The sequence below is a fragment of the Alcanivorax sp. 24 genome (assembly GCF_004360225.1).
Classification (GTDB): domain Bacteria; phylum Pseudomonadota; class Gammaproteobacteria; order Pseudomonadales; family Alcanivoracaceae; genus Alloalcanivorax; species Alloalcanivorax xiamenensis.
The window spans coordinates 272,099-298,818 of record NZ_SNUA01000004.1; the positions used below are offsets into that span (position 1 = coordinate 272,099).

General features: G+C 60.7%; 23 protein-coding genes. 15 read left to right on the forward strand and 8 right to left on the reverse strand.

Annotated elements, in window-relative coordinates; all coding sequences use genetic code 11:
- On the reverse strand, positions 1-1,185 hold the full coding sequence (locus tag E0L37_RS08060) for a thiolase family protein (protein WP_133491238.1): 1,185 nt from the start codon (positions 1,183-1,185) through the stop codon (positions 1-3).
- Between the two features lie 230 nt (positions 1,186-1,415).
- Between E0L37_RS08060 and E0L37_RS08065 the strand changes: the two genes are divergently transcribed.
- Positions 1,416-2,063 carry a TetR/AcrR family transcriptional regulator gene (locus E0L37_RS08065; RefSeq protein WP_166643021.1) on the forward strand — a complete coding sequence of 216 codons (648 nt, stop codon included), beginning with the start codon at positions 1,416-1,418 and terminating at the stop codon, positions 2,061-2,063.
- A 209-nt stretch (positions 2,064-2,272) separates the two neighbouring features.
- Complete coding sequence (locus tag E0L37_RS08070; RefSeq protein WP_133491240.1) at positions 2,273-3,307, forward strand: amidohydrolase; 1,035 nt, start codon at positions 2,273-2,275, stop codon at positions 3,305-3,307.
- An 80-nt stretch (positions 3,308-3,387) separates the two neighbouring features.
- On the opposite strand, the gene E0L37_RS08075 is transcribed toward E0L37_RS08070, so the two are convergent.
- The 5 genes from E0L37_RS08075 to def all read right to left on the reverse strand — a co-directional run bounded on the left by E0L37_RS08075 (position 3,388) and on the right by def (position 9,297).
- Positions 3,388-4,839 (reverse strand): TrkH family potassium uptake protein, encoded by a 1,452-nt coding sequence (locus tag E0L37_RS08075; RefSeq protein WP_133491241.1) that lies wholly within the window; start codon positions 4,837-4,839, stop codon positions 3,388-3,390.
- 117 nt (positions 4,840-4,956) lie between these two features.
- The gene (trkA, locus tag E0L37_RS08080; protein ID WP_133491242.1) at positions 4,957-6,333 is read right to left on the reverse strand and encodes a Trk system potassium transporter TrkA; all 1,377 of its coding nucleotides are present in this window, start codon (positions 6,331-6,333) and stop codon (positions 4,957-4,959) included.
- A gap of 13 nt (positions 6,334-6,346) precedes the next feature.
- On the reverse strand, positions 6,347-7,651 hold the full coding sequence (gene rsmB / locus E0L37_RS08085; protein WP_133491243.1) for a 16S rRNA (cytosine(967)-C(5))-methyltransferase RsmB: 1,305 nt from the start codon (positions 7,649-7,651) through the stop codon (positions 6,347-6,349).
- Positions 7,644-8,609: a methionyl-tRNA formyltransferase gene (gene fmt, locus E0L37_RS08090; protein ID WP_133491244.1), complete on the reverse strand. Its 966-nt coding sequence runs from the start codon at positions 8,607-8,609 to the stop codon at positions 7,644-7,646. The genes rsmB and fmt overlap by 8 nt, the downstream gene beginning before the upstream one ends.
- Positions 8,610-8,790: 181 nt before the next feature.
- Positions 8,791-9,297 (reverse strand): peptide deformylase, encoded by a 507-nt coding sequence (gene def, locus E0L37_RS08095; RefSeq protein ID WP_097058313.1) that lies wholly within the window; start codon positions 9,295-9,297, stop codon positions 8,791-8,793.
- Positions 9,298-9,447: 150 nt separating this feature from the next.
- Between def and E0L37_RS08100 the strand changes: the two genes are divergently transcribed.
- The 6 genes from E0L37_RS08100 (at position 9,448) to E0L37_RS08125 (ending at position 15,247) form a co-directional block, all read left to right on the forward strand.
- Positions 9,448-10,518 carry a LysM peptidoglycan-binding domain-containing protein gene (locus E0L37_RS08100; RefSeq protein WP_205655592.1) on the forward strand — a complete coding sequence of 357 codons (1,071 nt, stop codon included), beginning with the start codon at positions 9,448-9,450 and terminating at the stop codon, positions 10,516-10,518.
- Between the two features lie 253 nt (positions 10,519-10,771).
- Entirely contained in the window at positions 10,772-11,842 is a 1,071-nt protein-coding gene (gene dprA / locus E0L37_RS08105; protein WP_133491245.1) for a DNA-processing protein DprA, read from the forward strand.
- Between the two features lie 115 nt (positions 11,843-11,957).
- Positions 11,958-12,506, forward strand: coding sequence for an L-threonylcarbamoyladenylate synthase (locus E0L37_RS08110; protein WP_133491246.1), 549 nt, complete (start codon positions 11,958-11,960; stop codon positions 12,504-12,506).
- Positions 12,507-12,543: 37 nt separating this feature from the next.
- The gene (hemF, locus tag E0L37_RS08115; protein ID WP_133491247.1) at positions 12,544-13,452 is read left to right on the forward strand and encodes an oxygen-dependent coproporphyrinogen oxidase; all 909 of its coding nucleotides are present in this window, start codon (positions 12,544-12,546) and stop codon (positions 13,450-13,452) included.
- The gene (aroE, locus tag E0L37_RS08120; RefSeq protein WP_133491248.1) at positions 13,449-14,267 is read left to right on the forward strand and encodes a shikimate dehydrogenase; all 819 of its coding nucleotides are present in this window, start codon (positions 13,449-13,451) and stop codon (positions 14,265-14,267) included. The genes hemF and aroE overlap by 4 nt, the downstream gene beginning before the upstream one ends.
- Positions 14,264-15,247 carry a lipid A deacylase LpxR family protein gene (locus E0L37_RS08125; RefSeq protein WP_133491249.1) on the forward strand — a complete coding sequence of 328 codons (984 nt, stop codon included), beginning with the start codon at positions 14,264-14,266 and terminating at the stop codon, positions 15,245-15,247. The genes aroE and E0L37_RS08125 overlap by 4 nt, the downstream gene beginning before the upstream one ends.
- A 99-nt stretch (positions 15,248-15,346) precedes the next feature.
- Here E0L37_RS08125 and E0L37_RS08130 read toward each other — a convergent pair whose 3' ends face one another.
- On the reverse strand, positions 15,347-15,880 hold the full coding sequence (locus tag E0L37_RS08130; RefSeq protein WP_133491250.1) for a gamma carbonic anhydrase family protein: 534 nt from the start codon (positions 15,878-15,880) through the stop codon (positions 15,347-15,349).
- A 45-nt stretch (positions 15,881-15,925) separates the two neighbouring features.
- On the opposite strand from E0L37_RS08130, the gene prlC reads away from it, so the two are divergent.
- Both prlC and E0L37_RS08140 read left to right on the forward strand, forming a co-directional pair.
- A complete protein-coding gene (gene prlC, locus E0L37_RS08135) occupies positions 15,926-17,959 on the forward strand; it encodes an oligopeptidase A (protein ID WP_133491251.1) in 2,034 nt (677 codons plus the stop codon).
- 136 nt (positions 17,960-18,095) lie between these two features.
- Positions 18,096-18,290, forward strand: coding sequence for a YheV family putative metal-binding protein (locus tag E0L37_RS08140; RefSeq protein ID WP_097058308.1), 195 nt, complete (start codon positions 18,096-18,098; stop codon positions 18,288-18,290).
- On the opposite strand, the gene E0L37_RS08145 is transcribed toward E0L37_RS08140, so the two are convergent.
- On the reverse strand, positions 18,287-20,398 hold the full coding sequence (locus tag E0L37_RS08145; protein WP_097058307.1) for a TonB-dependent receptor: 2,112 nt from the start codon (positions 20,396-20,398) through the stop codon (positions 18,287-18,289). The genes E0L37_RS08140 and E0L37_RS08145 overlap by 4 nt on opposite strands.
- Before the next feature lie 284 nt (positions 20,399-20,682).
- Between E0L37_RS08145 and aqpZ the strand changes: the two genes are divergently transcribed.
- From aqpZ to E0L37_RS08170, 5 genes are all read left to right on the forward strand, one after another.
- Positions 20,683-21,375 (forward strand): aquaporin Z, encoded by a 693-nt coding sequence (aqpZ, locus tag E0L37_RS08150; RefSeq protein ID WP_097058306.1) that lies wholly within the window; start codon positions 20,683-20,685, stop codon positions 21,373-21,375.
- A 210-nt stretch (positions 21,376-21,585) separates the two neighbouring features.
- Positions 21,586-22,128, forward strand: coding sequence for a fimbrial protein (locus E0L37_RS08155; RefSeq protein WP_097058305.1), 543 nt, complete (start codon positions 21,586-21,588; stop codon positions 22,126-22,128).
- 98 nt (positions 22,129-22,226) lie between these two features.
- A complete protein-coding gene (locus E0L37_RS08160; RefSeq protein WP_166643022.1) occupies positions 22,227-24,707 on the forward strand; it encodes a fimbria/pilus outer membrane usher protein in 2,481 nt (826 codons plus the stop codon).
- 20 nt (positions 24,708-24,727) lie between these two features.
- Complete coding sequence (locus E0L37_RS08165) at positions 24,728-25,444, forward strand: molecular chaperone (protein WP_159659597.1); 717 nt, start codon at positions 24,728-24,730, stop codon at positions 25,442-25,444.
- A complete protein-coding gene (locus E0L37_RS08170; RefSeq protein WP_097058302.1) occupies positions 25,441-26,541 on the forward strand; it encodes a fimbrial protein in 1,101 nt (366 codons plus the stop codon). The genes E0L37_RS08165 and E0L37_RS08170 overlap by 4 nt, the downstream gene beginning before the upstream one ends.
- The last annotated feature ends 179 nt before the right edge of the window (positions 26,542-26,720 follow it).

A 26,720-nucleotide genomic window follows, 5' to 3' on the forward strand; every position in this document is an offset into this window, starting at 1 on the left:
TCACAGCCGCTCGACGATGGTGGTGTTGGCCATGCCGCCGGCCTCGCACATGGTCTGCAGACCATAGCGCTGGCCGTTCTGGCCCAGAGCGTGCACCAGTGTGGTCATCAGCCGGGTCCCGGAAGCGCCCAGCGGATGGCCGAGGGCGATGGCGCCGCCGCGAGGATTAAGCCGTTGAGGGTCCGCGCCCAGCTCCTTTTGCCAGGCCAGGGGGACCGGCGCGAAGGCCTCGTTCACCTCGAAATGGTCGATCTGATCCACGCTCATGCCGGCTTTTTGCAGGGCCCGTTTGCTGGACGGAATCGGCGCCGTCAGCATGGTCAGCGGGCTGTCGCCGCGGACATCGAAGCTGACGAAACGGGCCAGCGGTTGAAGCCCCAGTTTGTTGGCCAGGCTTTCACTCATGATCAACAGGGCGGAGGCGCCGTCGGTGATCTGAGAAGCGTTGCCGGCGGTGATGCTCCAGTTGATTTCCGGGAAGCGCTGTTTCAGGGCGTCGTCCTGGAATGACGGACGCAATTCACTCAGCCGTTCGGCGGTGGTGGCGGGGCGGATGGTTTCGTCCTCGGACAGGACACGGCCGTCGGGCAGGGTCACCGGCACGATCTCGTCGCGGAAAGCACCGGCTTCGCGATGAGCCGCGGCCCGCTGGTGGGACTGGGCGGAATACTGATCCAGGGTATCGCGGTCCAGCTGGTAACGGCTGGCCACCAACTCGGCGGCTACGCCCTGGGACACCAGGCCGGGGGCATAGCGTTCGTTCACGCCCTGGCCGAACGGATCCTGGCCCATGCGCGCGCTGCCCATGGGGACCCGGCTCATGGACTCCACGCCGCCGGCGATCACCAGCTGATTGGCGCCGGCCATGATCGACTGGGCGGCGAAATGCACCGCTTGCTGGCTGGAGCCGCATTTGCGATCAATGGTGGTGCTGGGGACATGCTCGGGAAAGCCGGCGGCGAGCAAGGCCATTCGGCCGGGGGTGGCGGACTGCTCCCCGGACTGACTGACGCAACCGATCATGACGTCATCCACCAGGCCGGGATCAAGGTCGTGGCGCTGGACGGTCTCTTTCAACAGGGCGGCGAGCAGGTCCACTGGGTGCAGGCTGGCCAGCCCGCCATCAGGTTTGCCACGGCCCATGGGGGTACGCAGGGCGTCGACGATAACGGCGGCTTCAGTCATGACGGACTCCATGCCGGGGATCGCCCGGCGGCAGGGGGGGATTCATTTTGTGCTCCTTATTGTTCCGATGGCCGCCATCCGGGAATATCCGGGAGGCATCGCCCGTTGGGTCCGGGAACCTGGCGCGAAAAAGAGCGCCCGGGGCTCGACAAAACGGGATAAACAATCAACCATGATTTTTTTTGCCGGTCAAGATGATCGGCATTCGGCGAACGCAATGGATCACAACCATGACCGAAGACGTAGAGAACTCTCCGGCGATGGACGCGGAAGTCCCCGGTGCCCGGCGCGCCCCCCGGCAGGCGCGCAGTCTGGATACCCGGGAGAAACTGGTGACCGCCGCCCTGGAGTTGATTCGCACGGAAGGCTACGCCGCCCTGAGCACGCCGTTGGTGGCGCGTCGCGCGGGGGTTTCCCGGGGCGCTCTGCAATACCACTTTGCCTCCCGCGACGATCTGTTCGTGGCGGTTCGCAGCCGTCTGGCATTGCGCCTGGACTGGGGGTTTCCGGTGGCGGAGCTGGCGGCCCGGCCTTTGGCCGATCGGGTGGCCTGGGTAGTGGACCATTACTGGTCGGTGTTGGGCAGCGACGACTATGTGGCGGCCATGGAGATCCGTTTGTATGAGCGTTTCAATGGCGCGCTCCACTCGCAGCTGTGCCAGGAAATGCGCGAGCTGGCCGAGACCCGCCATCGGGAATGGGTGCGTCTGTTCGCCGACGTGTCCCTGGACACCGACACTCTGGTCGGGGTGCGCACGTTCATGATGGATGCCTTGCGCGGTATTGCCCTCAGGCGCATCGAGATGGGGCCGGAGGAGCGGGTGCGGCCGGCGCTGGCATTGCTCAAGACCAGCCTGGTGGGGCGGCTGGCTGAATAATTCAGCCAGCCGCATTCGCCAGCAAACTGGCTCCCGCGGATTACGCCACGAAGCCGTTGTGGGAAGCTTGCTTGCAAGCGAATGGCGGTTATAAAAAATCAGCTTTGATTGTCGTCGTGAAAAGTGGAAAAGTATCGGGCTGATTCCGGCCTGTCCGGGATCGGAAACCCGGAAATGAAAACAACAGACCGGGACAATCAGGAGCCTCGATGACAACAACAACGTCGCAAAAACCGGTGCTGCCGGGTCCGGATCGGGACTGGCTGGCACAACATCAGGAACCGGTGCTGGAGCCGGATCTGGCCATCGTCGACCCGCACCATCATCTGTGGGGGCCGCCACGGGCCACCTATCTGCAAGCGGATATCGAAACCGATCTGAACGCCGGCCACCGCGTCATTGGCACGGTCTTCGTGGAATGCCTGGAACAGTATCGTGACAGCGGCCCGGAACCGATGCGCCCGTTGGGCGAGACCCGTTTTGCCCGAAGCGTGGCGGACGCCACCGGTGGCCGGGTTTGTACCGGCATCGTCGGTCACGCCGATCTGCGCCTGGGCACGTCGGTGAACCGGGTTCTGGAAGGCCACCTGAAGGAAGGCGGTGGTCGTTTTCGTGGCATCCGTCAGTCCAGCGTCTGGGATCCGGATCCGACGGTACGCACCACCACCCGGATTCCACCGGAGAAGCTGCTGCTGGATCCCAATTTCCGCGAAGGGTTCGCCTGTCTGGCGCCGTTGGGACTAAGCTTTGATTGCTGGACCTACTTTCACCAACTGCCGGAGCTGGAGAATCTGGCGCGGGCTTTCCCCGACACCGTCATCGTACTCGATCATGTCGGCGGGGTGCTTGGCGTGGGGCCTTATGCCGGGCGGCGTCAGGATCTGTTTTCCGAGTGGCGCATGGCGATCGAGTCGCTGGCACGCTGCCCCAACGTACGGATCAAACTGGGTGGGCTGGGCATGCACAGTTGTGGTTTCGATCTGGATGGTCAGGCTCTGCCGCCGTCCTCGGAAACGCTGGTGGCTCTCTGGCGCCCTTATCTGGACGTTTGTCTGTCCGCCTTCGGCGTGGAAAGGGCGATGTTCGAAAGTAACTTCCCGGTGGATCAGGTGTCCTGCTCCTACCAGGTGTTATGGAACGCCTTTAAACGCTACGCCGCCGGTTTTTCCGAGACAGAGAAAGCGGCGCTGTTCCGGGAAAACGCCATTGAAACGTATCGGCTGGAAATTCCGCGGGGCCAATGATTCGCGAGCAAGCTCGCTTCCCACAGCGGCCCGTAGCCTCATGTGGGAAGCGAGCTTGCTCGCGAATACAGCGTTAGATATCACTGCTTCCAGAACAGCGGCGTGAACAGCACCAGCAGGGTGAAGATCTCCAGACGGCCGAGCAGCATCAGCAGGGTCATCATCCACTTGGCGGCGGGAGAGATGTCGGCGAAGCCGCCGGCCACGCCGCCGATACCCACGCCCAGGTTGTTGAGACTGGCGGCAACACAACTGACCGCGGTGGTCAGGTCCAGCCCGGTGACGGTGAACAGCAGCGTGAAGACCACCGCGATGGTGATGTATACGCCGACGAAACCCCATACCGCCTGCAGTACCCGATCATTCACCGTATGGCGGCCGAAGCGCAGGGCGAAAGCACCGTTGGGGTAGATCAGCCGCCGCAGTTCGCGAATGCTGTGATGGAATACCAGGGCGCCACGCACACTCTTCATACCGCCGCCCGTGGAGCCGGCGCTGGCGCCGAGGAAACTGGTGAAGATCAGCAGAAACGGCACGAAACCCGGCCAGGCGGCGGCGTTGGTGCTGGTATAGCCGGTGCCGGTGCTGAACGAGGCGACCTGGAACGCGGCGTGACGCAGTGTCTCGTCGGCGCCTTGGAACACGTTGAAGGCCAGCAGTCCCAGGGTTACCAGCAGGATGTAGAGGAACACCATGCCGATATAGAAGCGGAATTCCGGGTCGCGCACGAACGTCAGGGGCGAGAGGCCGCGAATAGCAGCGAAATGAAGCGCGAAATTGGTGCCGCCGATGATGATGAAAACGGTGGTGATCCAGTCAATGGCGGCACTGTCCCAATAGGCCATGGACTGATCGTGAGTGGAGAAACCGCCGGTGGCCACGGTGCTGAAGCTGTGGGTGATAGCATCGAACAGAGACATACCGGCCAGCCAGTAGGCGGAAGCGCAGGCCACGGTAATGAACAGATACAAATACCACAGGGCCTTGGCGGTCTCGGCGATGCGCGGCGTCAGTTTGGCGTCCTTCATCGGCCCGGGAATCTCCGCCTTGTACAGCTGCATACCCCCGATGCCCAACATGGGCAGAATCGCCACCGCCAGCACGATAACGCCCATACCGCCAAACCACTGCAGTTGCTGGCGGTAGTAAAGAATGGATTTGGGCAGTGTATCCAGACCGGAGAGCACCGAGGCGCCGGTGGTGGTCAAGCCGGACACGGATTCAAACACCGCGTCGGTGAACCCCACCGGCGTATCGGCGGAGATCAGAAACGGCAGGCCGCCAATCACCCCCAGTACCGACCAGAACAGGGTCACCACGAGGAAGCCGTCACGGGTCTGCAGTTCGGCACGGTGGCGGAAGAACGGCAGCCACAGCACCAGGCCGAGCAGCAATGAGATCACAAAAGAGGCCAGGAAAGGCCCTTCGCTGCCATCCTGGTAAAAGTAGGACACCGCCACCGGCGGCATCATGGTGAAGCTGAACACCACCAGCAGCAGGCCAAGCACTTTGGAGATCAGCGCGAAATGCATGCTTTCTTCCTTCGCTGACACGCCAGCACGCAACACGCAACACGCAGAAAAACGTGGGCTGGAAAGTGGCGCTTGCGAGCGTGCAAGCGTGTTGGCGTGTCAGCGTGCATACGTTTCCTAGAAGAACGTAAACCCGACCTGGAACAGCTTCTCCACATCGCGGATGCGGCGGCGGTCGATCAGGAACAGAATCACGTGATCGTTCGGTTCAATCACCACATCGTCATGGGCGATCAGCACCCGTTCACCGCGCACCACGGCGCCGATGGTGGTGCCCTCCGGCAAGTCGATGTCCTCGATGGCGCGGCCCACCACCTTGGAGGATTTGGCGTCACCGTGGGCAATCGCCTCGATGGCCTCGGCGGCGCCACGGCGCAGCGAATAGACGTTGACCACGTCACCACGGCGTACATGGGTCAGCAGGCTGCCGATGGTGGACTGTTGCGGCGAGATGGCGATGTCGATGTCATGGCCCTGGACCAGGTCCACGTAGGCCGGGTTGGCGATCAGCGTCATCACCTTGCGCGCCCCCAGGCGCTTGGCCAGCAGCGAGGCCATGATGTTGGCCTCGTCGTCGTTGGTCAGCGCGCAGAACACATCGGTGTTTTCGATGTTAGCCTTGAGCAGCTCGTCGCGGTCCGTGGAGAGGCCCTGCAGCACCACGGTGTGCTCCAGCTTTTCACCGAGCCAGTCGGCCCGTTGCGGTGAGCGTTCGATGACCTTGACGTTGTAGCGGTGCTGAATGCTTTTCGCCAGGCGGTAGCCGATGTTGCCGCCGCCGGCGATGAGCACGCGCTTGTAGTTGTGTTCCAGCCGGCGCAGTTCACTCATGACCGCGCGTATGTCGTTCTTGGCGGCGATGAAGAACACTTCGTCATCCGCCTCGATGACGGTATTGCCTTCTGGAATGATCGGCCGGTTACGGCGGAAAATCGCCGCCACCCGGGTGTCCACGTTGGGCATGTGCTTGCGCAGCTCGCGCAGCTCGTTACCCACCAGCGGTCCCCCATAGTAGGCGCGCACCGCCACCAACTGTACCCGTCCGCCGGCGAAGTTCACCACCTGCAAGGCACCGGGGTGTTCGATCAAACGCTTGATGTAGTCGGTGACCACCTGCTCGGGGCTGATGATGACATCAATGGGAATGGCGCTTTCGTTGAACAGCTTGTCGGCGCGGCTGGTGTAATGGGCGGTGCGGATGCGGGCGATCTTGGTGGGAGTGCGGAACAGACTGTACGCCACCTGGCAGGCGACCATGTTGACCTCGTCGGAGTTGGTCACCGCGATCAGCATGTCCGCGTCCTCGGCACCGGCGTCCTTGAGCACGGTAGGGTAGCAGCCCATGCCCTGCACCGTGCCGATGTCGAGGCGGTCCCCCAGTTCCCGCAGGCGCTCGCCGTCGGTATCGATGACGATGATATCGTTGCGTTCGCCGGCGAGGTTTTCCGCCAATGTGCCGCCCACCTGGCCGGCACCCAGAATAATGATCTTCATGATCGCGGTCCGATCACCCCATGGTTTTGCGCAGGCGGGCCAGATAAAAACCGTCCGGCCCCTGATCCCGCGGCAGCAATTGCCAGCCTCGCGCCGCCGGTGACGGGGCGTCAACGCCCGGCGTGTCCTCGGTGGCGTCCTCGGTGCGTTCCAGGAACGCACTGATTTGCTGATCGTTTTCGGCGCGCAGCACCGAGCAGGTGGCGTACACCAGCGTACCCCCGGGGCGCAGAAGCGGCCATAGTGCATCCAGCATGCGCGCTTGTAAATCCACCAGTGCCGGCAGGTCCTGGCGGCGGCGATGCCATTTCACGTCCGGCTGGCGGCGCAGGATGCCGGTGGCGGAGCAGGGCGCGTCCAGCAGAATGGCGTCGAAGGGCTCGCCGTCCCACCAGCTTCGCGGTTCGGCGGCGTCACCCTGGAGCACGGTGGCCTCGGCGCCGAGACGCTTGAGCGCCTCGCGCACCTGACGCAGGCGAGGTTCGGACACGTCCAGTACCACCAGCCGCGCGTCGGGAAAGGTTTCGGCCAACTGCCCGGTCTTGCCGCCCGGTGCGGCGCAGGCGTCGAGTATGCGCGCGCCGTCGGGTACCGCCATCAAGGTCACCGGCAGTTGCGCCGCCTCGTCCTGCACCGTCAGTTCGCCCTCGGCGAAACCGGGCAGGGCGGTGACTGGACGGGGTGGTGACAGATACAACGCCCAGGGAGAGAGGGCGCCGGCGCGGGCTTCGGCTCCGAACCGCGCCAGCCAGAAGTCGCGGTCGTGGTGCCGTTGATTCACCCGCAGAGTCAGCGGCGGCGCCGCCAGGCTGGCCTCGGCCATGGCGGCGGCCTGATCCGGCCAGTCATTTTGCCATTGCTGCCAGAGCCAGTCCGGCAGCGACCAGCGCACCGCGTCAGGGTAGCCGGCGAAGGCGGTGGCGGCGTCAACACGGCTGGCCTTGCGCAGGACCGCGTTGGCCAGGCCGCTGGCCCAGCCTGCCTTCAATTTGCGGCACAGGTCCGGATAGGCGTTGACCACCGCATGGTCGGCGCGATCGCTGAACCACAATTCGTAAAGGCCGCACAGGAGCGCCAGACGCACCGGTTGGGCACTGGGTTTGAGCGGCTTGCTCAGCTGCTGATTGAGCCAGTGATTGAGCGGGCGCAGGTAGCGGCAGACGCCGAAGCAGAGATCGCGCATCAGACCGCCGGCGGCGCCCTCCAGGGCCTGGGCGCGCAGCACTTCACGCAGACTGGCGCCGTCGCCGCTGCCCGGCAGCACACGATTGAGCGCGCGTACCGCCGCCAGACGGGGGTTGGGGGCCGGCTCAGCCAAGATGACCGCCCCGCGCGAACAGATCCGGATGGCCGCGCAGCACCTCGGCCACGCTCATCGGCTTCTTGCCCGGCAACTGGATCCGTTGCAGCCGCAAGGCAATGTCGCCGCAGGCCACCACCACGCCGTCGGCATCGGCGGTGACGATGTCGCCGGGTTCCAGCAGGGTGGTGTCGGCGTCGCACTCCCGCGCTTCCCATACCCGCACCGCCTTGCCATCCAGATCAAACCAGCACACCGGCCAGGGATTGAACGCGCGGATGCGGCAGCTCAGGGCCCGGGCCGGCAGGCGGAAGTCCAGGCGCGCTTCTTCCTTGCTCAGCTTGTGGGCATAAGTGACGCCGTCGTCCGGCTGCGGCCGTGCCCGTTGTAAATGGCCGGGCAGATCCGCCAGCACCGTGATCAACAGGCGCGCGCCCTGTGCGGCCAGCCGGTCGTGCAGTTCACCGCCGGTTTCACGGTCGCCGATGTCCAGCGCTTCGGCCAGCAGCATGGGGCCGGTGTCGAGGCCGGCGTCCATGCGCATGATGGTGGTGCCGCTTTGCCGGTCACCGGCCATGATGGCGCGCTGGATCGGCGCCGCGCCGCGCCAGCGCGGCAGCAGTGAAGCGTGCACGTTGACGCAGGCCAGCCGGGGGATATCCAGCACCGCCTGGGGGATGATCAGGCCGTAGGCGACCACGATCAGCGCGTCCAGTTCGAGATCGCGGAGCCGGGTCTGGATCGCCTCGTCCTTAAGAGTGGCGGGTTGCAGAACCGGGATGCCGGCGCTCTCCGCCAGTGCTTTGACCGGCCCCGGCTTGACCTTTTTGCCGCGACCGGCGCCCCGGTCCGGCTGGGTAAGGACGGCGACAACGTCGTGCGAGCTGTCCAGCAGTGCTTGCAGGCAGCTCGCGGCGAAGTCCGGCGTGCCGGCGAAGGCCAGCCGTAATCGGGAAGATGGTTCGGAATGGGCCACGATGGTGATCCGTCTCCAGGAAGCAGGGCGGCGCTGCCGCCCCTTGGTTAGGGAACCTCTGAAAAACACCCCGTCATCCCGGGATCTTCCTCTGCAGGGCGCATGGCTTGGTAGAGGGAGATGCCGGATCGAGTCCGGCATGACGTTCTTCAGCGGCTTCTTAGAAGCGTTAAACAGGCGCTCAGGCTTGCTGGCGGTGAATCTTCTGCAGTTTCTTCTTGATACGGTCGCGCTTGAGCCGCGATACGTAATCCACGAACAGCTTGCCGTCCAGATGATCAATCTCGTGCTGGATGCAGGTGGCGAGCAGGCCGTCGGCCTCCATCTCAAACGGATTGCCGTCCCGGTCCAGGGCCTTGATCATCACCCGCGCCGGCCGCTCCACCTGTTCGTAGAAGCCCGGCACCGACAGGCAGCCCTCCTCATAGGGAGCGAGATCCCCGGTGAGCGGGGTGATCTCCGGATTGATGAACACCAGCGGCTGATCCCGTTCCTCGGAGATGTCGATCACCAGCAAACGCTGATGCACGTTCACCTGGGTCGCCGCCAGACCGATGCCGGATGCCTCGTACATGGTTTCGATCATATCGTCGATCAGTTTGCGAAGCGCGTCATCCACCTGCTCCACCGGTTTTGCTACGGTGCGGAGTCGGGGGTCGGGGAATTCAAGTATTTCCAGTTTGGCCATTTGGGGTCCCGGCTAGTCTGCTGTTGCCAGACTACTTTAGATTTGGTTGCTAACTCTATGATCACGTTGCTAGTATCGAGAATCGGCTCACGCCGATTTGGGGGATGCATCCACAACGTGGGTGCTCATAATCATAAAAGGAAACCACTGATGATCAAAACGCTCCGGCGCCTGGCGGCGGCGTGCGCGATGCTGGTGGTGGCCGCCGGCGTTTCCGCCGTAACCCTGCGCGATAATCACCCGGACGTCTACTACGTCAAGAAAGACGATACTCTCTGGGACATCAGCGGGCGTTTCCTGGAACATCCCTGGCAATGGCCCGAGATCTGGCACGTTAATCCCGCCATCAAGAACCCGCACCTGATTTTTCCCGGTGACGCCATTCGCCTGTCCTGGGTGGATGGTGAACCACGGCTGGAGCTGGATCGCGCCAGCGGTGAGCAAAGCCAGTTGCCCGACGGCACCGTGAAGCTGTCACCCAGGATACGGGAAATGAGCCGCGAGGACGCCATCCCGGCGATTCCGATGAACGCCATCCAAAGCTATCTCAAGCAGGCCCTGGTACTGGAGCGCGCGGATATCAGCGCCGCGCCCTATATTCTCGGTGGGCAGGACCGCCGTGTCATCTTCGGCGGTGGCGATACCGTCCACGCCCGTGACCCGGAGCAGCGTTGGGAAAACGCCGAGCAGCGCTATGGGCTGTATCGAGTGGGGGAAGAATACGTGGACCCGGTCACCGATGAGGTGCTGGGCTACGAGGCCCGTCAGGTCGGTTTGGCCTCGGTGGCGCGTATCGAGGAAGACATGGCTACCATGCGGGTGTTGCGCTCTTCCGAGGACCTGCGGGTGGATGATCGGCTGTTCCCGCAACCGGATCAGCGCGTGCGCGCTTTGCTGTATCCACACGCACCGGAGGAAAAAGTGGAGGGCCGTATCATCCGCTTCTTCGACCGGATCAGCAGCGTCGCCCGCAATGACGTGGTAGTGATCAACCGCGGCGCCCGGGAAGGCATGGAGGAAGGCCACGTGCTGGATATCTTCCAGCAGGGCGAGCAGGTTCGGGACCGGCAGCAGGATGAGATGGTGCGTCTGCCCCGTACCCGGGCCGGTTCCCTGGTGCTGTTCCGGGTGTTCGAGAAAGTCAGCTATGGGCTGATCATGGAGTCCGAGCGTCCGGTTTATATGAATGACATGGTGGAAAGCCCGGAAGGCAGCTACTGAGCCTGCTGTGGGAGGTTCCATGGTGCCTATCACGCCCTTCGCCAGCAGGCTGGCTCCCGCGGATCATGCTACGAAGCCGCTGTGGGAAGCTTGCTCGCAAGCGAATGGCCAACGGCCCAGAGACTTCGCGGCCAAGGCCGCTTCCCACAGCGGCTTCGTAGCTATCTCTTACTGGAGTCGTTCTACAATCCTTTGGCACTCGGCCTGAGGCCGATTTACAGAGTCCATAACGCGCACAGGGAGGTGCGTTTTTATGCGAGACCAGCTTGCGCGCCTGGCATTGGCCAAGGCGTTCGATCCCGCTTCCATGCACCTCGGTGAGGCCCTGCGTCGTTACCCCATCGCCGAAACCCCTCTGACCCGCTATGGCGAGGCCTTGCCCGGGCGTTTGCCGAATGCGGGCGAACGCCGGCGCTGGCTGGCGGCCCCGGAGTCCCTTGAAGCGCTGTGGCGGCCGCTGGCCAGCCAGGGGTGGCGTTGGCTGGCCTTGGGGGACGAGGATTATCCTCCACTGCTGGCGGATCTGCCGGACGCGCCGGGGGTGCTGGCGGTAATGGGCGAGGTGACCGCGCTGGCGCGTCCCCAGATCGCCCTGGTCGGCGCCCGCGGCGCCTCCGCCGAAGGGGAAGCCAATGCCTTTCGTTTCGGACGTTGTCTGGCCGGGGCGGGATTCGCCGTCACCAGCGGGCTGGCCCTGGGCGTGGACGGCGCCGCTCACCGTGGCGCGCTGGCGGCCCCGGGGATCACCCTGGCGGTGCTGGGGCATGGCCCCGGCAAGCTTTACCCGCCACGTCATTGCCGGCTGGCCGGGGACATCGTCGCCGCTGGCGGTGCCCTGGTCAGCGAATTCGCCCCGGGGCGGCCGCCTTCCCGGCGCTCTTTCCCGCAACGCAATCGCCTTATTAGCGGCCTGAGTCTGGGCGTCGTGGTGGTGGAGGCGGCGCTGCGCAGCGGCTCCCTGATCACCGCCCGCTGTGCCGCTGAACAGGGGCGGGAAGTATTCGCCATCCCCGGTTCCATTCATAACCCGCTCAGCAAGGGCTGCCATAAGCTGCTGCGCGAGGGCGCCAACTGGCTGGAATGTGTGGATGATGTGCTGGCGGCCTTCGAGGACTTTCATCGCACGGTGGCGCACAGCCCGTCACTGAGTGAACCGCCGTCGCCGTTGCCGCGGTACTTCATCGGCGGCGTGAATACCCTGGATCAGCTATGCGAACGCTCCGGCCTGGCGCTGCCGGAGCTGACCGCCGCCTTGCTGGAGCTGGAGCGGGAGGGGTATATCGAACGGGTCGGCGGCGGCTATGTGAGCCGCCCGCAGGGTTGACCCGCCGGGGTGGCCAGGCGGCGAACCGTCCGGTGCTGGCGGGATGGACGCTACAACGGGTATCCTACGTGCCGACCGGAGAGGCTCTCCCCATTCGTCCCAACGCGCTTTTCACATGAATCTGCACCTGGACACAGCGGCCCGCATTGTTCACGCGGGCGGCGTAATCGCATACCCCACGGAAACCGTTTACGGCCTTGGCTGTGACCCGTTCAACCGCGAGGCGGTGAACCGACTGCTGGCGATCAAATCCCGGCCCTGGCGTAAGGGGTTGATCATGGTCGCAGCGGACCTGTCCCAGCTCGACGGGCTGGTGGTTCTGAGTGACGCGGAACGCCGGCAATTGAGCGATATCTGGCCGGCACCGGTGACCTACCTGCTGCCGGCCACCCCGGCGGTTCCGGAGTGGGTTCGCGGCGAACACGCCAAGGTGGCGGTGCGGGTCAGTCCGCATCCGCTGGTGCGGGCCCTGGCCCGGGCCGTGGGCACGCCGATCATTTCCACCAGCGCCAATCGCGCCGGCCAGCCCCCCGCTCGCAATCGCTTTCAGGTCGCCCGGGTAATGGGGGAGGAGCTGGATTTCATCGTTACTGGTGACTGCGATCCCAGGGCCCGGCCCTCCACCATTATCGATCTGGAAACCGGGCGAGTCGTGCGGGCCTGACCGGCGCGACCGTCCAGATAACCACGGAGAAATGCCGATGACCGAGGTGGCGCCGCAAGCGGTAAAGCGCTATCTGCTCGAACTGCAGGACCGCATTTGCCGGGAGCTTGAGGATGAGGACGGCGGCGCCCGCTTCATCGAGGACGCCTGGGAGCGCCCGGAGGGCGGTGGCGGCCGCAGCCGGGTGATCAGCGAGGGGGCCGTGTTTGAGAAAGGCGGGGTCAACTTCTCCCATGTGCATGGCGAGAGCCTGCCGCCTTCCGCCAGTGCTCATCGGCCGGAGCTGGCCGGGCGTTCGTTTCAGGCCATGGGCGTTTCTCTGGTTCTGCATCCACACAATCCCTATGTGCCCACCAGTCATGCCAATGTCCGTTTCTTCCTGGCGGAAAAACCGGGGGAATCGCCAGTATGGTGGTTCGGTGGTGGTTTTGATCTGACGCCCTATTACGGATTCGAAGAGGACGCGGTGGCCTGGCACAGTGCGGCCAGGGACGCCTGCGCGCCGTTCGGCGAGGACCTGTACGCGGAGTTCAAGGCCTGGTGCGATCGCTACTTCCATCTGAAGCATCGGGACGAACCGCGTGGTATCGGCGGGTTGTTTTTCGATGACTTCAACCGGCTTGGTTTTGACCACAGCTTTGCTTTCATGCGCAGCGTTGGTGACGCTTTCATTCGCGCCTACCGGCCTATCGTGGCGCGCCGCAAGGCCACGCCCTTTGGGGAACGCCAGCGCCGCTTCCAGCTTTATCGGAGGGGACGTTACGTGGAGTTCAACCTGGTCTACGACCGTGGCACCCTGTTCGGCCTGCAGTCCGGCGGTCGCACCGAATCGATTCTGATGTCGCTGCCGCCGTTGGTGCGCTGGGATTACGACTGGCGCCCGGAGCCGGGCAGTGAGGAAGCCGCGTTGTACGAGCAGTTTCTGATTCATAAGGAGTGGATATGACCGATCGCTACGCGGTATTCGGCAATCCGGTGAGCCACTCGCGATCGCCGGACATCCACCATGCCTTTGCCGCTCAGCGCGGCGAGGACCTCCGCTACGAGCGTATCGAAGCGCCTCTGAATGGCTTCGCCGAATTGGTTGACGCTTTCTTCCAGGCTGGTGGCAAAGGCGCCAACGTTACCGTGCCGTTCAAGGAACAGGCCCATGACCTGTGCGCAACACTCACTGAACGGGCGCGTCAGGCCGGAGCGGTGAATACGCTGTGGCGGGAACGGGGCAAGCTGCGCGGAGACAACACCGACGGTGCCGGACTGATCACCGATTTGTGCGATAACCAGGGCTGGGTGTTGCAAGGGCGGCGGATACTGATTCTGGGTGCCGGCGGTGCCGTTCGTGGTGTGCTCGGGCCGCTGTTGGCGCGTGAGCCGGCGGCGCTGACGATCGCCAACCGCACCGTAGCCCGGGCGGAGACGCTGATCACATTATTCCAGAATCCGCATTGTCCTGTGGTGGCGGCGGGATTAACGGAATTAAGCAGTGACTTCGACCTCATCATCAACGCTATCTCGTCGGGATTACAAGGAGAAATGCCGGCGTTGCCGGCGAACCTGGTGCACCGGGATACGGTGGCCTACGACATGGTTTATGGCCATCAGCCGACGCCGTTCATGAGGTGGGCGGACGCCGCTGGCGCGGCGGCTGTTCGGGATGGCCTGGGCATGTTGGTGGAGCAGGCGGCGGAGGCCTTTCAGGTTTGGCGGGGGTGGCGGCCGGACACTCGTCCGGTGCTCAATAGCCTACGGAGCGCGTCATGATTCGGATGCGGAATTGGATCCTCGGTGCCGGCCTTTCCTTCGCTGGCGTATGTGGTGCGGATACCCTCGGTTTTTCGTGGGATAACGACCTGTTCGTCGGTTTGGACAAGAACTACACCAATGGCCTGCGTATCAGCTGGGTTGGCGATGGTCATGGCAAATGCGATGACAATGGCGGAGCGACCTGCGCGGTGGCGCGGGCTCTGGATCCGCTGCCGGGAGTGTCAGCGGCGGATGAGCGCCATGCTCTCACCGTCAGCCTGGAACAGATCATGGTGACGCCCGACGATATTGAGCGTGCCACGCCGGATTACAGTGATGTGCCCTATGTGGGCTACAGCAATCTGGAACTGGGCCTGTTCAGTTGGGACACCCATAATCTGTACGGCTACGGTATCAGAGGTGGCGTGGTGGGCCCGGACTCCGGCGCGGAGGAAAGCCAGAAGATCGTCCACAAGATCACCGGCTCCACCCGGCCAAGAGGGTGGGACAATCAGCTCGGTCCGGATCTCATTGGAGGGGTCTATTTTTTGCACGCCCACCGCTTCCTCAAGCGGGAATACGATAGCGGCTATCAACTGGAGCTGGGCGGCGCCTGGGGCGTTGACGTCAATAATTTCGACGGTAATGCGCAGACCGGAGGGTTCATCCGTTTCGGCCGCAATCTGCCCGGCAATTTCATTCCGGATTATGCGGGTATCGGCACCGCCGGCTCCCTGGTGGGGCTGTTCGATAACCCCGGGTTCGGCTGGGAGCTGTTTCTGGGCTCATCCGTGCAATACAACGGTTATTCCTATATCGAGCGCAAGGGCGAGGATTACAATATCGACAAGGAAGATTGGACCGTCACCATGATCGGAGGGGTGGGTGTCCGCAATGATCGTTTCAGCTTCACCATGACCTTGCAGCACTCTACCTCGCCGATCCGCGACAGCGATCCGATCAGCTTCGGTAATATGTCGTTCATGTGGGCGATTTGATTCGCAGCCAAGGCAGCTTCCCACAGCGGCTCCGTGGCTCCCTCTGTGGGAAACTGCCTTGGCTGCGAATTGTGGGACCGCGATCCCTCCCCGACAAATTCACTCCTGTGCCCGATACTGGTCCTTCAGCTTCACGTAATTCCCCGCCACGTAGGGCAGAAACGCCAGTTCCTCCTCGGTGAGCCGGCGCGCCGGTCTGGCCGGGCTGCCCCGGTACAGCCAGCCGCTTTCCAGGCGTTTGCCCGGGCTCACCAGGGTGCCGGCGGCGATCATCACGTCGTCTTCCACCACCGCGCCGTCCATGATCATCGCCTGCATGCCCACCATGACCCGGTTGCCCACGGTGCAGCCATGCAACATGGCCTGGTGGCCAAGAGTGACATCGTCGCCGATGGTCAGCGGAAAGCCGTCCGGGTTGAAACGGGAGGCGTGGGTAATGTGCAGCACGGCGTTGTCCTGAACGCTGGTGCGGGCGCCAATGCGGATACGGTGCATATCGCCGCGCACCACCGCCCCCGGCCAGATCGAACAGTCCTCGCCCAGGGTTACATCACCGATCACGGTGGCGGCGGGGTCCACATATACCCGTTCGCTCAGTTGCGGTACCTTGTCTTCGAAGCGACGAATCCCCATCTCTTTCTCCCAATCAGGTGAATGCCGTTTATAACGAGAGGCCCCATGAGTCACAACCCGTTGATCGACTACCCGGATCTGCCCCCCTTTTCCGAGATCCGTCCCGAGCATGTCAAACCGGCGGTGGAGCAGCTGATCGCGGATGGCCGTCAGCGAATCGAGTCGGTGCTGAAAACCGGTGACGTGGGTTATCAGGCGCTGGTGGCCGCCCTCGACGAGGAAGACGACCGTCTCGGCAAGGCTTTCGGGCCGGTGGGGCATCTCAACGCCGTTGCTCAGAACGAGGCCCTGCGTGAAGCCTATAACGCCTGCCTGCCGCTGCTCAGCGAATACGGTACCGAGGTGGGCCAGAACAGCGCCTTGTTCGCGGCCTACCAGGCGCTTCACGACAGCGCGGAGTTCGCCACCCTCAGCGAGGCCCAGCGCAAGGACATTGATAATACCCTGCGTGATTTCCGTCTTTCCGGCGTCGCCCTCGGAGAGGAAGACAAACGCCGTTATATGGAAAACGCCAAGCGTCTTTCCGAACTCACTACACAGTATGAAAACCAGCTTCTGGACGCCACCCAGAACTGGAAAAAACACGTTACCGATGAACAGGAACTGGACGGCCTGCCGGAAACCGCGCTGGCGGGTACCGCCGATCGTGCCAGGGCCGAAGAACTGGACGGCTGGCTGTTAACTCTGGATTTTCCGGTCTACCTGGCGGTAATGAGCCATGCCCGCAACCGCGCCTTGCGTGAAGAAATGTACAGAGCGTTCACCACGCGTGCCTCCGATCAAGGACCGGATGCTGGCCGTTTCGACAATGGCCCTGTCATGGACGAGATTCTGGCGCTGCGTGATGCTCAGGCGAAACTGCTGGGTTTCGAGAGCTATGCGGAGAAATCGCTGGCCACCAAGATGGCCCGCAACGTTGATGAAGTGATCACCTTCCTGCACGACCTGGCGCGCAAAGCCCGGCCGCAGGCAGAGAAGGAATTGCGGGAATTACGGGACTTCGCCGCCGAGCAGGGCGCCACGGATCTGCAACCCTGGGATATCGGTTTCTGGAGCGAGCGTTTGCGGGAAGCCCGTTACGACCTCTCCGACGAGGCGCTTCGCCCCTGGTTCCCGGCGGAAAAAGTCATCGATGGCATGTTCGCCGTGGTCGGCAAGCTGTTCGGAATTCGTTTCCGCCAGCGTGATGACGTGGACACTTGGCATCCGGATGTCCGTTTCTTCGAGCTGGTGGACGACGATGACGGTGTCCGCGCCGCTTTCTACCTGGACATGTACGCGCGCACCGGCAAACGTGGCGGCGCCTGGATGGATGACGCCCGTATCCGCCGTCGTCGGCTGGATGGTTCCGTGCAAACTCCGGTCGCTTACCTGACCTGTAATTTCGCGCCGCCGGCGGGCGGCAAACCGGGTTTGTTAACTCATGACGAGGTGGTGACGCTGTTCCATGAGTTCGGCCATGGTCTGCACCACATGCTCACCGAGCAGGAAGTGTCCGGGATTTCCGGCATTAACGGCGTTGCCTGGGACGCGGTGGAGCTGCCCAGCCAGTTCCTGGAAAACTGGTGCTGGACCGAGGAAGGTCTGGCAATGATCTCCGGCCATTACGAAACCGGCGAACCGCTGCCCAAAGCGATGCTGGACAAGATGCTGGCGGCGAAGAATTTCCAAAGTGCCATGGCCATGATGCGACAGCTGGAATTCTCCCTGTTCGACATGCGTCTGCACGCGGAATACACACCGGAACTGAATATTCAGAATGTACTGGACGAAGTTCGTGATGAAGTGGCGGTGATCCAGCCGCCGGCGTTCAACCGTTTCCAGAACGGGTTCTCACACATCTTCGCCGGCGGCTACGCCGCGGGTTACTACAGCTACAAATGGGCGGAAGTGCTTTCCAGCGATGCCTATTCGCGATTCGAGGAAGAAGGCACATTCAATGAGGAAACTGGCCGTGCATTCCGTGACAACATTCTTGCGTTGGGCGGCAGCCGGGAACCGATGGAACTGTTCAAGGCATTCCGTGGCCGCGAACCGAGCGTGGAACCGCTGTTGCGGCACAGCGGTATCGACGTATAGATAGTCAGGAAATCGCGGCTCCTTAGTGATACTGCTGTGGGAAACTGCCTTGGCAGTGAATGGTCGTGTAGACGTGTCACTGTGTTATGACCACGGTATGGCCCTGCAATCTGAAAATTGTCCAGCGAGTAAAATTATGAAACGTCAATTTATCGCCGGCGCCACCTGTCCGGAATGCGGAAAAATGGACAAGATCCAGCGCGTCATCGATGGTGACAAGCAGTGGATGGAATGCGTCGCCTGTGGTCTGGTGCGTGATCTGGACGCGGAACCACAAGCGACGGACGCGAATGTGCAGAAGGTGGACCTGCGCCCACCCGGGAAGCATTAGAAGTTCAGACGATAACCCACGGTCAGAGTGCGCCCCCGGCCCGTGAAATAGCGATCATTATTAACCAGCGCGCTTTGCGAATAATAGGTGACGTACTGCTTGTTCAGTAGATTGGAAAGCGCCACGCTGAGTTGCCCTTTGGGTAATTGATAGCCGATAGCCGCGTCAACCAGGAGGAAGCCGTCAAAGTCTTCGTCCTCGCCGTCGAAGTTCTTGTCGAAAGCGTAGTTGGCCTGCACGATGGAAGTCAGCTTGGGTGACCAGCGTGCCGACCAACTGGTGATCAGGCGGTCGGGAGCCACATTCAGGCCGTTCAGTCGGGCGTCCAGCGAGCCGTCATCATTGCTGTCGTAACGGCCGCGCATATGGGAATAGGACAGCTTGCCGCTATGATTTGGTGTGAACTGGTACCCGAGAGTGCCCTCGATGCCGTCGATCTTCGTTTTCTCCCGCCGCATCACGAACGCATCGTTTTCCAATTCCACGCGGGTACCGAAATCCGATGAGGAAACGTAATAACTCACCTCGGCATTGAATGGACCGTCCTGATAACGAACACCGCCTTCCACGTTATCGGTGACGATCGGGCGCAGGTTCTGGAAGTCTTCCACTGACCGGCCAGGGTCCTGAATGCCTCTCAGAACGCGACCCACATCGGGAAGCGCGAACCCTTCCGAGTAGCTGGCGAACAGGCTCCAGTTATCCCGCGGCGCCCAGACCAATCCCACGTTATACAGAGTGTCATTGAAGCTGGGGTCGCCGCCTTCAACATACACACCATTATTGGCGGCCACGGTGTGATAGCCGTCGATCTTCAACTCCGCATATTCATAACGGGCGCCGGCGGAGAGCGTCAGGGAGTCAATGGGTTTGAGCTGAATCTGGATGAAGGGCGAGAGATCGGTGTACTCCACTTCCGGCACGTAGGTGCGGTCGGTCAGCCACAGGAACTGCTCGGTATTATCAAACAGGGTGTCGAAGCCGCCGGTGAGTTTCAGCCGGCCATTCCAGAGGCCGTCCTTGGTCAGGGAAACCTTGGTGCCGTACTTGGTGGTTTCCGCCATGGTTTGGTCGTAAAGTCTGCCTGGAGCCGGGACGATGGCCGGGTCCTGAAAAGAATTGGAATCAGTGGCACCGAACAGCGACTCGTAGTCCTGATAAAACGCCAGAGCGCTGAACTGCATACCCGCCAGATCGTAGTGGTCGTAACTGAGGCCGGTGGTCCACACTTCGTTGTAAGGCGCGTCGCCTTCGGGGGTGCCACGAGTGGAGGTGGTCGGTACACCATCGTCCCGTTTTCCGGTAACGCTGACGTACTCATTCAGGCCTTTGATCCGGTACCGGTTCACGCTCAACTGCAAACGCTGATTGTCATCCAGCCAGTAAGCCAGTTTCCCCATGGCGTCATAGGCGCGCGAATTCATCAGGTCACCCTGGGTGTTGTCCACCCCGATCAGGTGATTGTCGCCATCCAGGAACATGCCCTGTTCCTCGTAACCAAGGGCGAACAGATAATCGACGTTGCCGGCGTTGCCGCTCACACCGTAATGGGTTTTATAGCTTAGCGTTTCCGATTTCATTTCGGAGGTGGGAGTGGAGACCTGTACGTCGATGTTTTGATTCAGAGAGCCGGGTTCGGGTCTTTTGGTAATCAGGTTGATGACCCCACCGGTGGCGCCCAGGCCATTGGTGGCGTTGGCGCCCTGAATCACCTCGATGCGCTCGACCATGGCGAAGTCGATGGTGTGCATTTCCCGCCCAGTGGGGCGCAGCGGATTGGATTGGGGAATACCATCGATCAGTACCAAAGGCGTGCGGCCACGCAGGGTCTCGCCGCTGCCGCTCATTTTCTGACGGCTGGGCGAGAACGAGGGCAGCAGGTTGCTCAGGATTTGGGAGGAATCGGAGGTGATTCGGCGCTGTTCCTCGATCTCCTCTTTCTGGATGATCCGGACCACCTGGGGAGAGTCTTCTTGCGTGGTACCGGTTCGGGAGGCGGTGACAACCACGGGGTCGAGAACATGGTTCTGGGGCGGTTCGGCGGCATATACCGGGCATGCCAATACCAGCCCGATGGCCGATGCCGGCCAGAGCTGTCTGTGGTGCATGGGGATTCTCCCTTACCTCGAAAAACACGAAAGGACAACGAGACGTTCTTGGCCGGAAAGCTTGCCAGGAACATCAATCACGAATGAAAACCATTATCATATCATGTAAGAAATGTAAGTCAATGAAGGGTGTTGGCATGCAGGGCGGACCGGCTGCCCTTGGTGAACAAAGACCTTGTCTTCGTAAAACAATGACACTAAGGCGTTACTTGACGGAGATAACGCTGGTCATGGAGAGCGGTCCTTATGTATATAAAAGCAACCCTCGTACAAAGGATTGTGTAATGAACAAATACATAGCGGAATGTTTTGGGACTTTCTGGCTCGTTCTTGGTGGTTGTGGCAGCGCGGTCCTGGCCGCCGCCTTCCCGGAACTGGGTATCGGTTTCGTGGGGGTGGCCTTGGCGTTCGGGCTTACCGTCCTGACCATGGCGTTTGCCATCGGGCACATCTCTGGCTGCCATCTGAACCCGGCGGTCTCGGTGGGATTGTGGGCCGGCGGACGTTTCCCTGGTGGACAGGTGATCCCCTATATTCTGGCTCAGGTGATCGGGGCGGTCATCGCTGGCGGTGTGCTCTACCTGATCGCCTCTGGCAAGGCGGGCTTCGACGTGAGTGGCGGCTTCGCTTCCAACGGCTATGGCGAACACTCTCCCGGTGGCTACTCTCTAATGGCTGCCGCATTGACTGAAATGGTGATGACGGCAATGTTTCTGATCATCATCATGGGCTCGACCCATGGCAGTGCCCCGCAAGGCTTTGCCCCCATCGCCATTGGCCTGGGACTGACTCTGATCCACCTGATCAGCATTCCTGTCACCAACACCTCGGTGAACCCGGCGCGCAGCACCGGAGTGGCACTCTATGTTGGAGACTGGGCCACCGCGCAACTGTGGCTGTTCTGGGTGGCGCCAATGGTGGGCGGGGTTTCGGGGGCGCTCATTTACCGTGCGCTGCTTACCAGAAATAATGAATAGAGAAATTAATATAAATCAATGTATTGATATAAATTTCTAAAATGGGGCAATGGAGCTGATATTTATCCGTTTATCAGGGAAATGTAAAATATTCCGTGATTAGGTTTCCTCCGACATGCACTGTGCTAGCTTGGAAATGGGCATTGTTTTGTGATGCCCATCACAACGGCGCGATTATTCCAAAACGGGATTTTTAGAGGGAACTGAACGATGCGCACTTTCAAACTGGCTGTGTTGATGGCCTCAACACTTTCTACTTCCGTTGTCTTCGCCAATAGCGGCGAGGTGTATTTTAATGGGGTAGTTACGGACACCACCTGTACGGTGGGCGTGGCACAGAACGGTGTTCTGCAAGCCGACAACACCGTGACGCTGGCTCCGATCGCTACCGCCGACTTCGTTGCGGCGGACACACCATATTCGCCGGCTGCTTTTTCTTTGGTTGCCACCGATGCTGGCAGTGCGACCTGTGATCTCACCGGCCTTGGCGCTACGGTTCTATGGACTGGACAAGCCTATGCGGGACACAACATTCTCGAAAATATCGCCACGGACCCCGCCGCTTCTGTCGGTGTGATGTTGCTGCAACAGGATGGCACCACGCCAGTGCAGATCAATGGGGCTTCGGTAGGCATTGTTGATGCCTCATCGGGTGAACTTCAGTTCAACGCCGCCTATGGCACAACGGATACGGCCACCGTGACAGCGGGGCATGTTCGTGCCGTGGCCAACTACTCGGTGGTATTCAACTAAGTACCGAACCGGAAGGGGGAATAGAGGTTCCCCGTCCCATCGTTTAACTGATCTGGTGCGCTATGGCCCCAAGGAGTGGGTGGGTAGGCGCGTGCCTGATGGGTGCGATACTGTTTGTCGGCGCGACGACCATGGTTCGGGCCGGGGGGGCGGATCGGCAACTGGAACAGGGTGTGGTAGAGGGTACGTTTGAATTCAACCCTCACTTTCTGTCTCTGGAAGGTGGACAATCCGCCGTAAGTCTCCAGTCCCTGGCCCGTGATCGGAAACTACCCGCCGGTGAATACCAGGTTGACGTGCTGGTGAATGGCCACCCCGTGGGGCGCATGCCCGTTACTTTCAACCAGTCGGAGGAAGCCTCCGGACTGACTCCTTGTCTCTCGGCGCGGAGCGCTGAGTGGCTTGGGATTAATTCTGCTTACTTGTTGGTTCGGGGGGTGGCGCCGGAATACAGTGGTTGTGACCTTCTTTATTTTATGGAGCAGGCCGAGGCCCATTTTCGACCGGACCGATTGGTACTTGAGCTCAGCATTCCTCAGGCGGCTCTGCAGCGTCGTGCCGCTGATTACATTGATTCGGATGAGTGGGACCAGGGTATTACCGCGTTACGCCTGGATTATACCGTCAATCATGCCTGGAATGAGGAAGCTGATGGAGGGCGCTACCGCGACCAATACGGAGACTTCCGCCTTGGAGTCGATTGGCGGGGGTGGCATATACGCAGCAGCCATGTGTATCAGCGCGACGACCGTGAACGGGGGAGGTGGGCGGATCGGGAGATGTACGCCTATCGGGCCTTGCCTGGAGTTCGCGGAGAGCTGACGCTGGGCGAGAGTTTTACTCGGAGCCGTATCAACGAAAGCCTCCCGTATACTGGTATTCAGCTGCGCTCCGATACCGCCATGCTGCCAGTTTCCCAGCAGGGCTTTTCTCCGGTGATTCGTGGTATTGCACGGGGTAATGCCAGGGTCGTGGTACGTCAGAACGGATTCGTTATTTATAGCACCTATGTTCCGCCTGGTGCCTTCTCCATTGATGATCTACCTTCCTTGAGCAATGGTGACCTAGACGTTGAGATCCAGGAACAGGATGGTGAGATACGCCGATTCAGTCAGCCTTACAGTCTGGTTCCCAATCTGGTTCGGGAAGGGTTCTGGGAATACAGCCTGGTGGCGGGTCGCTATCGCAGTGATCATGGCGATGAACCTGGTTTTGTGCAAACAGAGTTGAGTCACGGTTTGCCGGGAAATGTAACCGCCTATGGCTCACTGACGATCAGCGAGAATTATTATAATGGCCTGGCTGGTGTGGGGTTGAACCTGGGTAGGGTTGGGAGTGTCTCCGCCGATATTACCCACGCGCGGACACGCACATGGAACGAGGATATCTGGCATGGTCAAAGTTACCGTCTGCTGTACGCGAAGGGGTTGCGACGGGGAACCAATTTACAGTTATTAGGTTACCGCTACTCCTCGGAGCGTTTTCGCACTTTCAATGAAGCCGTTCTTATGCAGGACCAAAGCGTTGTTTTAGTACCGGGTCGCAAGCAGAGAATGGAAGCCACAATATCTCAGAATCTGGGACGCTATGGATCGGCTTATGTTTCCGCCAGCCAGGAAAGCTATTGGCATAACAATAATCGCCAGAGTCTCTTTTCTTTAGGCTATAACGGGCATGTCGGGCCTCTGAGCTTTGGGTTGACCGTCACCGATAGCCGCTATCAGGGCGCGGAGCGCGAACGACTGTATATGTTGTCCTTGAGCTTGCCACTTGATACTCCGGTCAGTCGTGGCTATGTCGACTACCGGCTGACTGTCGATGAAGACGGCAATGCGGACCATGGAATCGGTACCAGTGGGATGCTGAGCGAACATCCTGAATGGTCCTATGGTATCCGGGCCGGGCACCAGGAGGAGCAGAGGAGAAACAATGGTAATGCACAGCTGGCCTATGCCGGCGATCGTATCGGATTATCCGTCGGAGCCGCTTTCGATGGTGACAGCCGCAGGCAATACCTACAGGCACAGGGCTCGGCGGTTCTGCATCAAGCCGGGTTAGCCTTTGGGCGGGGAGTTGGTGAGACTGCGTTGTTGGCCTATGTTCCGAAAGTCCAGGGTGCCAGTTTTGCCAGCGGCGCCGCCCCCGTGCGAACTGATTCCAACGGGTATGCGTTGCTACCCTATGCTCAGCCGTATCGACCGAATCGCCTACGGGTTGGCCTGGAATCCGTGGATTACGATGTGGAGGTGCCCGGTCGTTCTCAATCAGTGGTGCCAGAAAGAGGGGCAATCGCCAGAGTGGTTTTTCCGGCGCACCGAGTTAAGCGTTTCCTCGTTTCTCTGGAGTGGCCTGACGCGGAGACCTTGCCATTGGGAGCTGAGGTTCTGAACGAGCAGTCCGACGTTGTTGGCATGGTGGCCGAGCATAGTCGGGCGATGATCACCGTGAAATCAACTGATAAGGGCTGGTTTCGCGTACACCTGGACGATCGCGTTTGCCGATTCAGGATTGCTCTGGAGCGCTTGACGGCGGCGACGGAAACAGCAGTGGAAACAATATCGAAACAGTGCGAGCTGTGATGCCAGAGAGGAGAAACACTATGAGCGTGGTGGCGCGTAGCGGAATAATATCCGCTCTGATATGGATGCTCGTCTCATCCACTCATGCTGCCTTCGTACTGGGAAGTACCCGGATCGTTTTCGATGAAGATGACCGGGATGTCAGTCTGGCGGTGACCAATACTTCGTCGATAGCCTATGCCGGTCAGGTGTGGCTGGACCCTTTTCCCGTGGGTGAGAAAAACGATGGTGAACCCCCTTCGTACTTCGCGGTAACGCCACCTCTTTTCCGGCTGGAGAGTGGGAAAGAGCAATTACTTCGTTTCTTCCGTACGGAAGGTGTTTTGCCAAAGGATAAAGAAAGCGTGTTCTGGTTGAACGTTCAGGAAATCCCGCCTCAGGTGAAAGGAAAAAATGTTGTCCAGTTTGCTCAGAGAGTGCGGATCAAACTGTTCTACCGGCCCCGGAGTATGCTCGGCACCGATTCCAGGGAGGCGGCAAGAAAGCTCGGCGCTGCTTTTTCCGGGGGCAGGCTGGCCCTTTCCAACAACAGCCCGTTTTCCATCTCCTTTATTCAGATGGTAATTAAAAAAGGCGGGAAGGAATGGTCTCTTAAGGAGCCGGCCATGATACTGCCCAAACATATGGAAATGGTGTCATTGCCACCCGGGGTCACGCCTCCATTTAAGGTTTATTTTCGTTACATCAGTGATTATGGTGGCCACCACGATGGTCCTATCCTTGAGGTGAAAGGGTGAAAACCTTGCAATGGACCATGGGGCTCATGCTATACCTTCTGCTATTTCCGGAATTGGCGTCGGCAATCGGGTTTTGTAATGGCGGGCCTTATACGCAGACGGTCACCTTTCAGCGAGATGGTTTGTCCGTGCGTGTGCCTCAGGATGACGCAGGACAGCACGTACTGGTGATTCAGCAGGATTCCACCTATACCGGCTGCACCAGCCTCGGCCTGCTTCCCTCTGTATCCAGTACTATAAACAGCAGCTTTGGTAATGGTGGGAACAGTACTGCCCCGGCAGCGGCCGGTTTGCCAGCGGGATTCAGCGGAATAAGCGCCCGCCGCTTCCAGGTTAACGGAAACATTTACATTCAGAATTTTTTTGAGATTATAAGCAGTAGCAGTAGCGTTTATTGTGGTCTCACCGGCGGATTATGTGATCTCAGTCTGATCGGCTTGCAAATCGGCTCTTCGGTTACATTTCGCACTTACACAGTGCTGGTGGTCGACGGTATCAATAGCCTCATCGGTACCACGCAGTCAGTTTCCAGCTCCCTGGGGCGTCTGACCGTTACCCAAGGCCTTTTGGGGTCGATCTATGTGGACGTAAATGCAGGTCTGAACTATGTGTTCGACCGCGCCAGTTGTGACCTTGTGGATGTCTCTCAGGTGATCAATCTGCCGACAGTGGGTAGCACGGATATCACTACGGGTGGTTTCGCGGGAAGTACGGATTTCGATATTCGTTTGAACAACTGTGTCGTACCCCGGTCGTTGTCCATCAGCACCAGCACCTTCGCCGGCTCATTGATTCGAATGACTTTCCTTCCCTCCTCGGGGCAGTTGGCTTCGGGCAGCGGCACGGATTTGCTGCCCGCTGATGCCGGACAGCCTGGTGTGGCCGGTGGTGTGGCGTTCCAGATTCGCCAGCGTGCCAGCAACGCTCCAGTAGTGTTGGATGGCGCAACTGAAATCACGGCGCCGTTTGGTGGCCGTGATCCGGCCGATACCACCGAAATCTTTCAGTTCAAGGTGGGACTGGTGCCGGTGGCTGGGGAAACCGTGGTCCCCGGCCTGTTGAGTGGTGCGGTGACATTCGAAGTGGAATACCGATAGTAGGGAGAGGCATTGTTACAATCCGCACGGCCAAGCCGGCCGCGATTATCACGACTATAGGAAAGGCGAGTTTGCGAGAAAATGGCGGAAATACAAGCCGCCGCCAATCACTGTCATGATCGCTGGCAAGAATGTTGGCTCCGCACCCAGTAAAGCATGGAAGAAACTTCGTGGTGGCG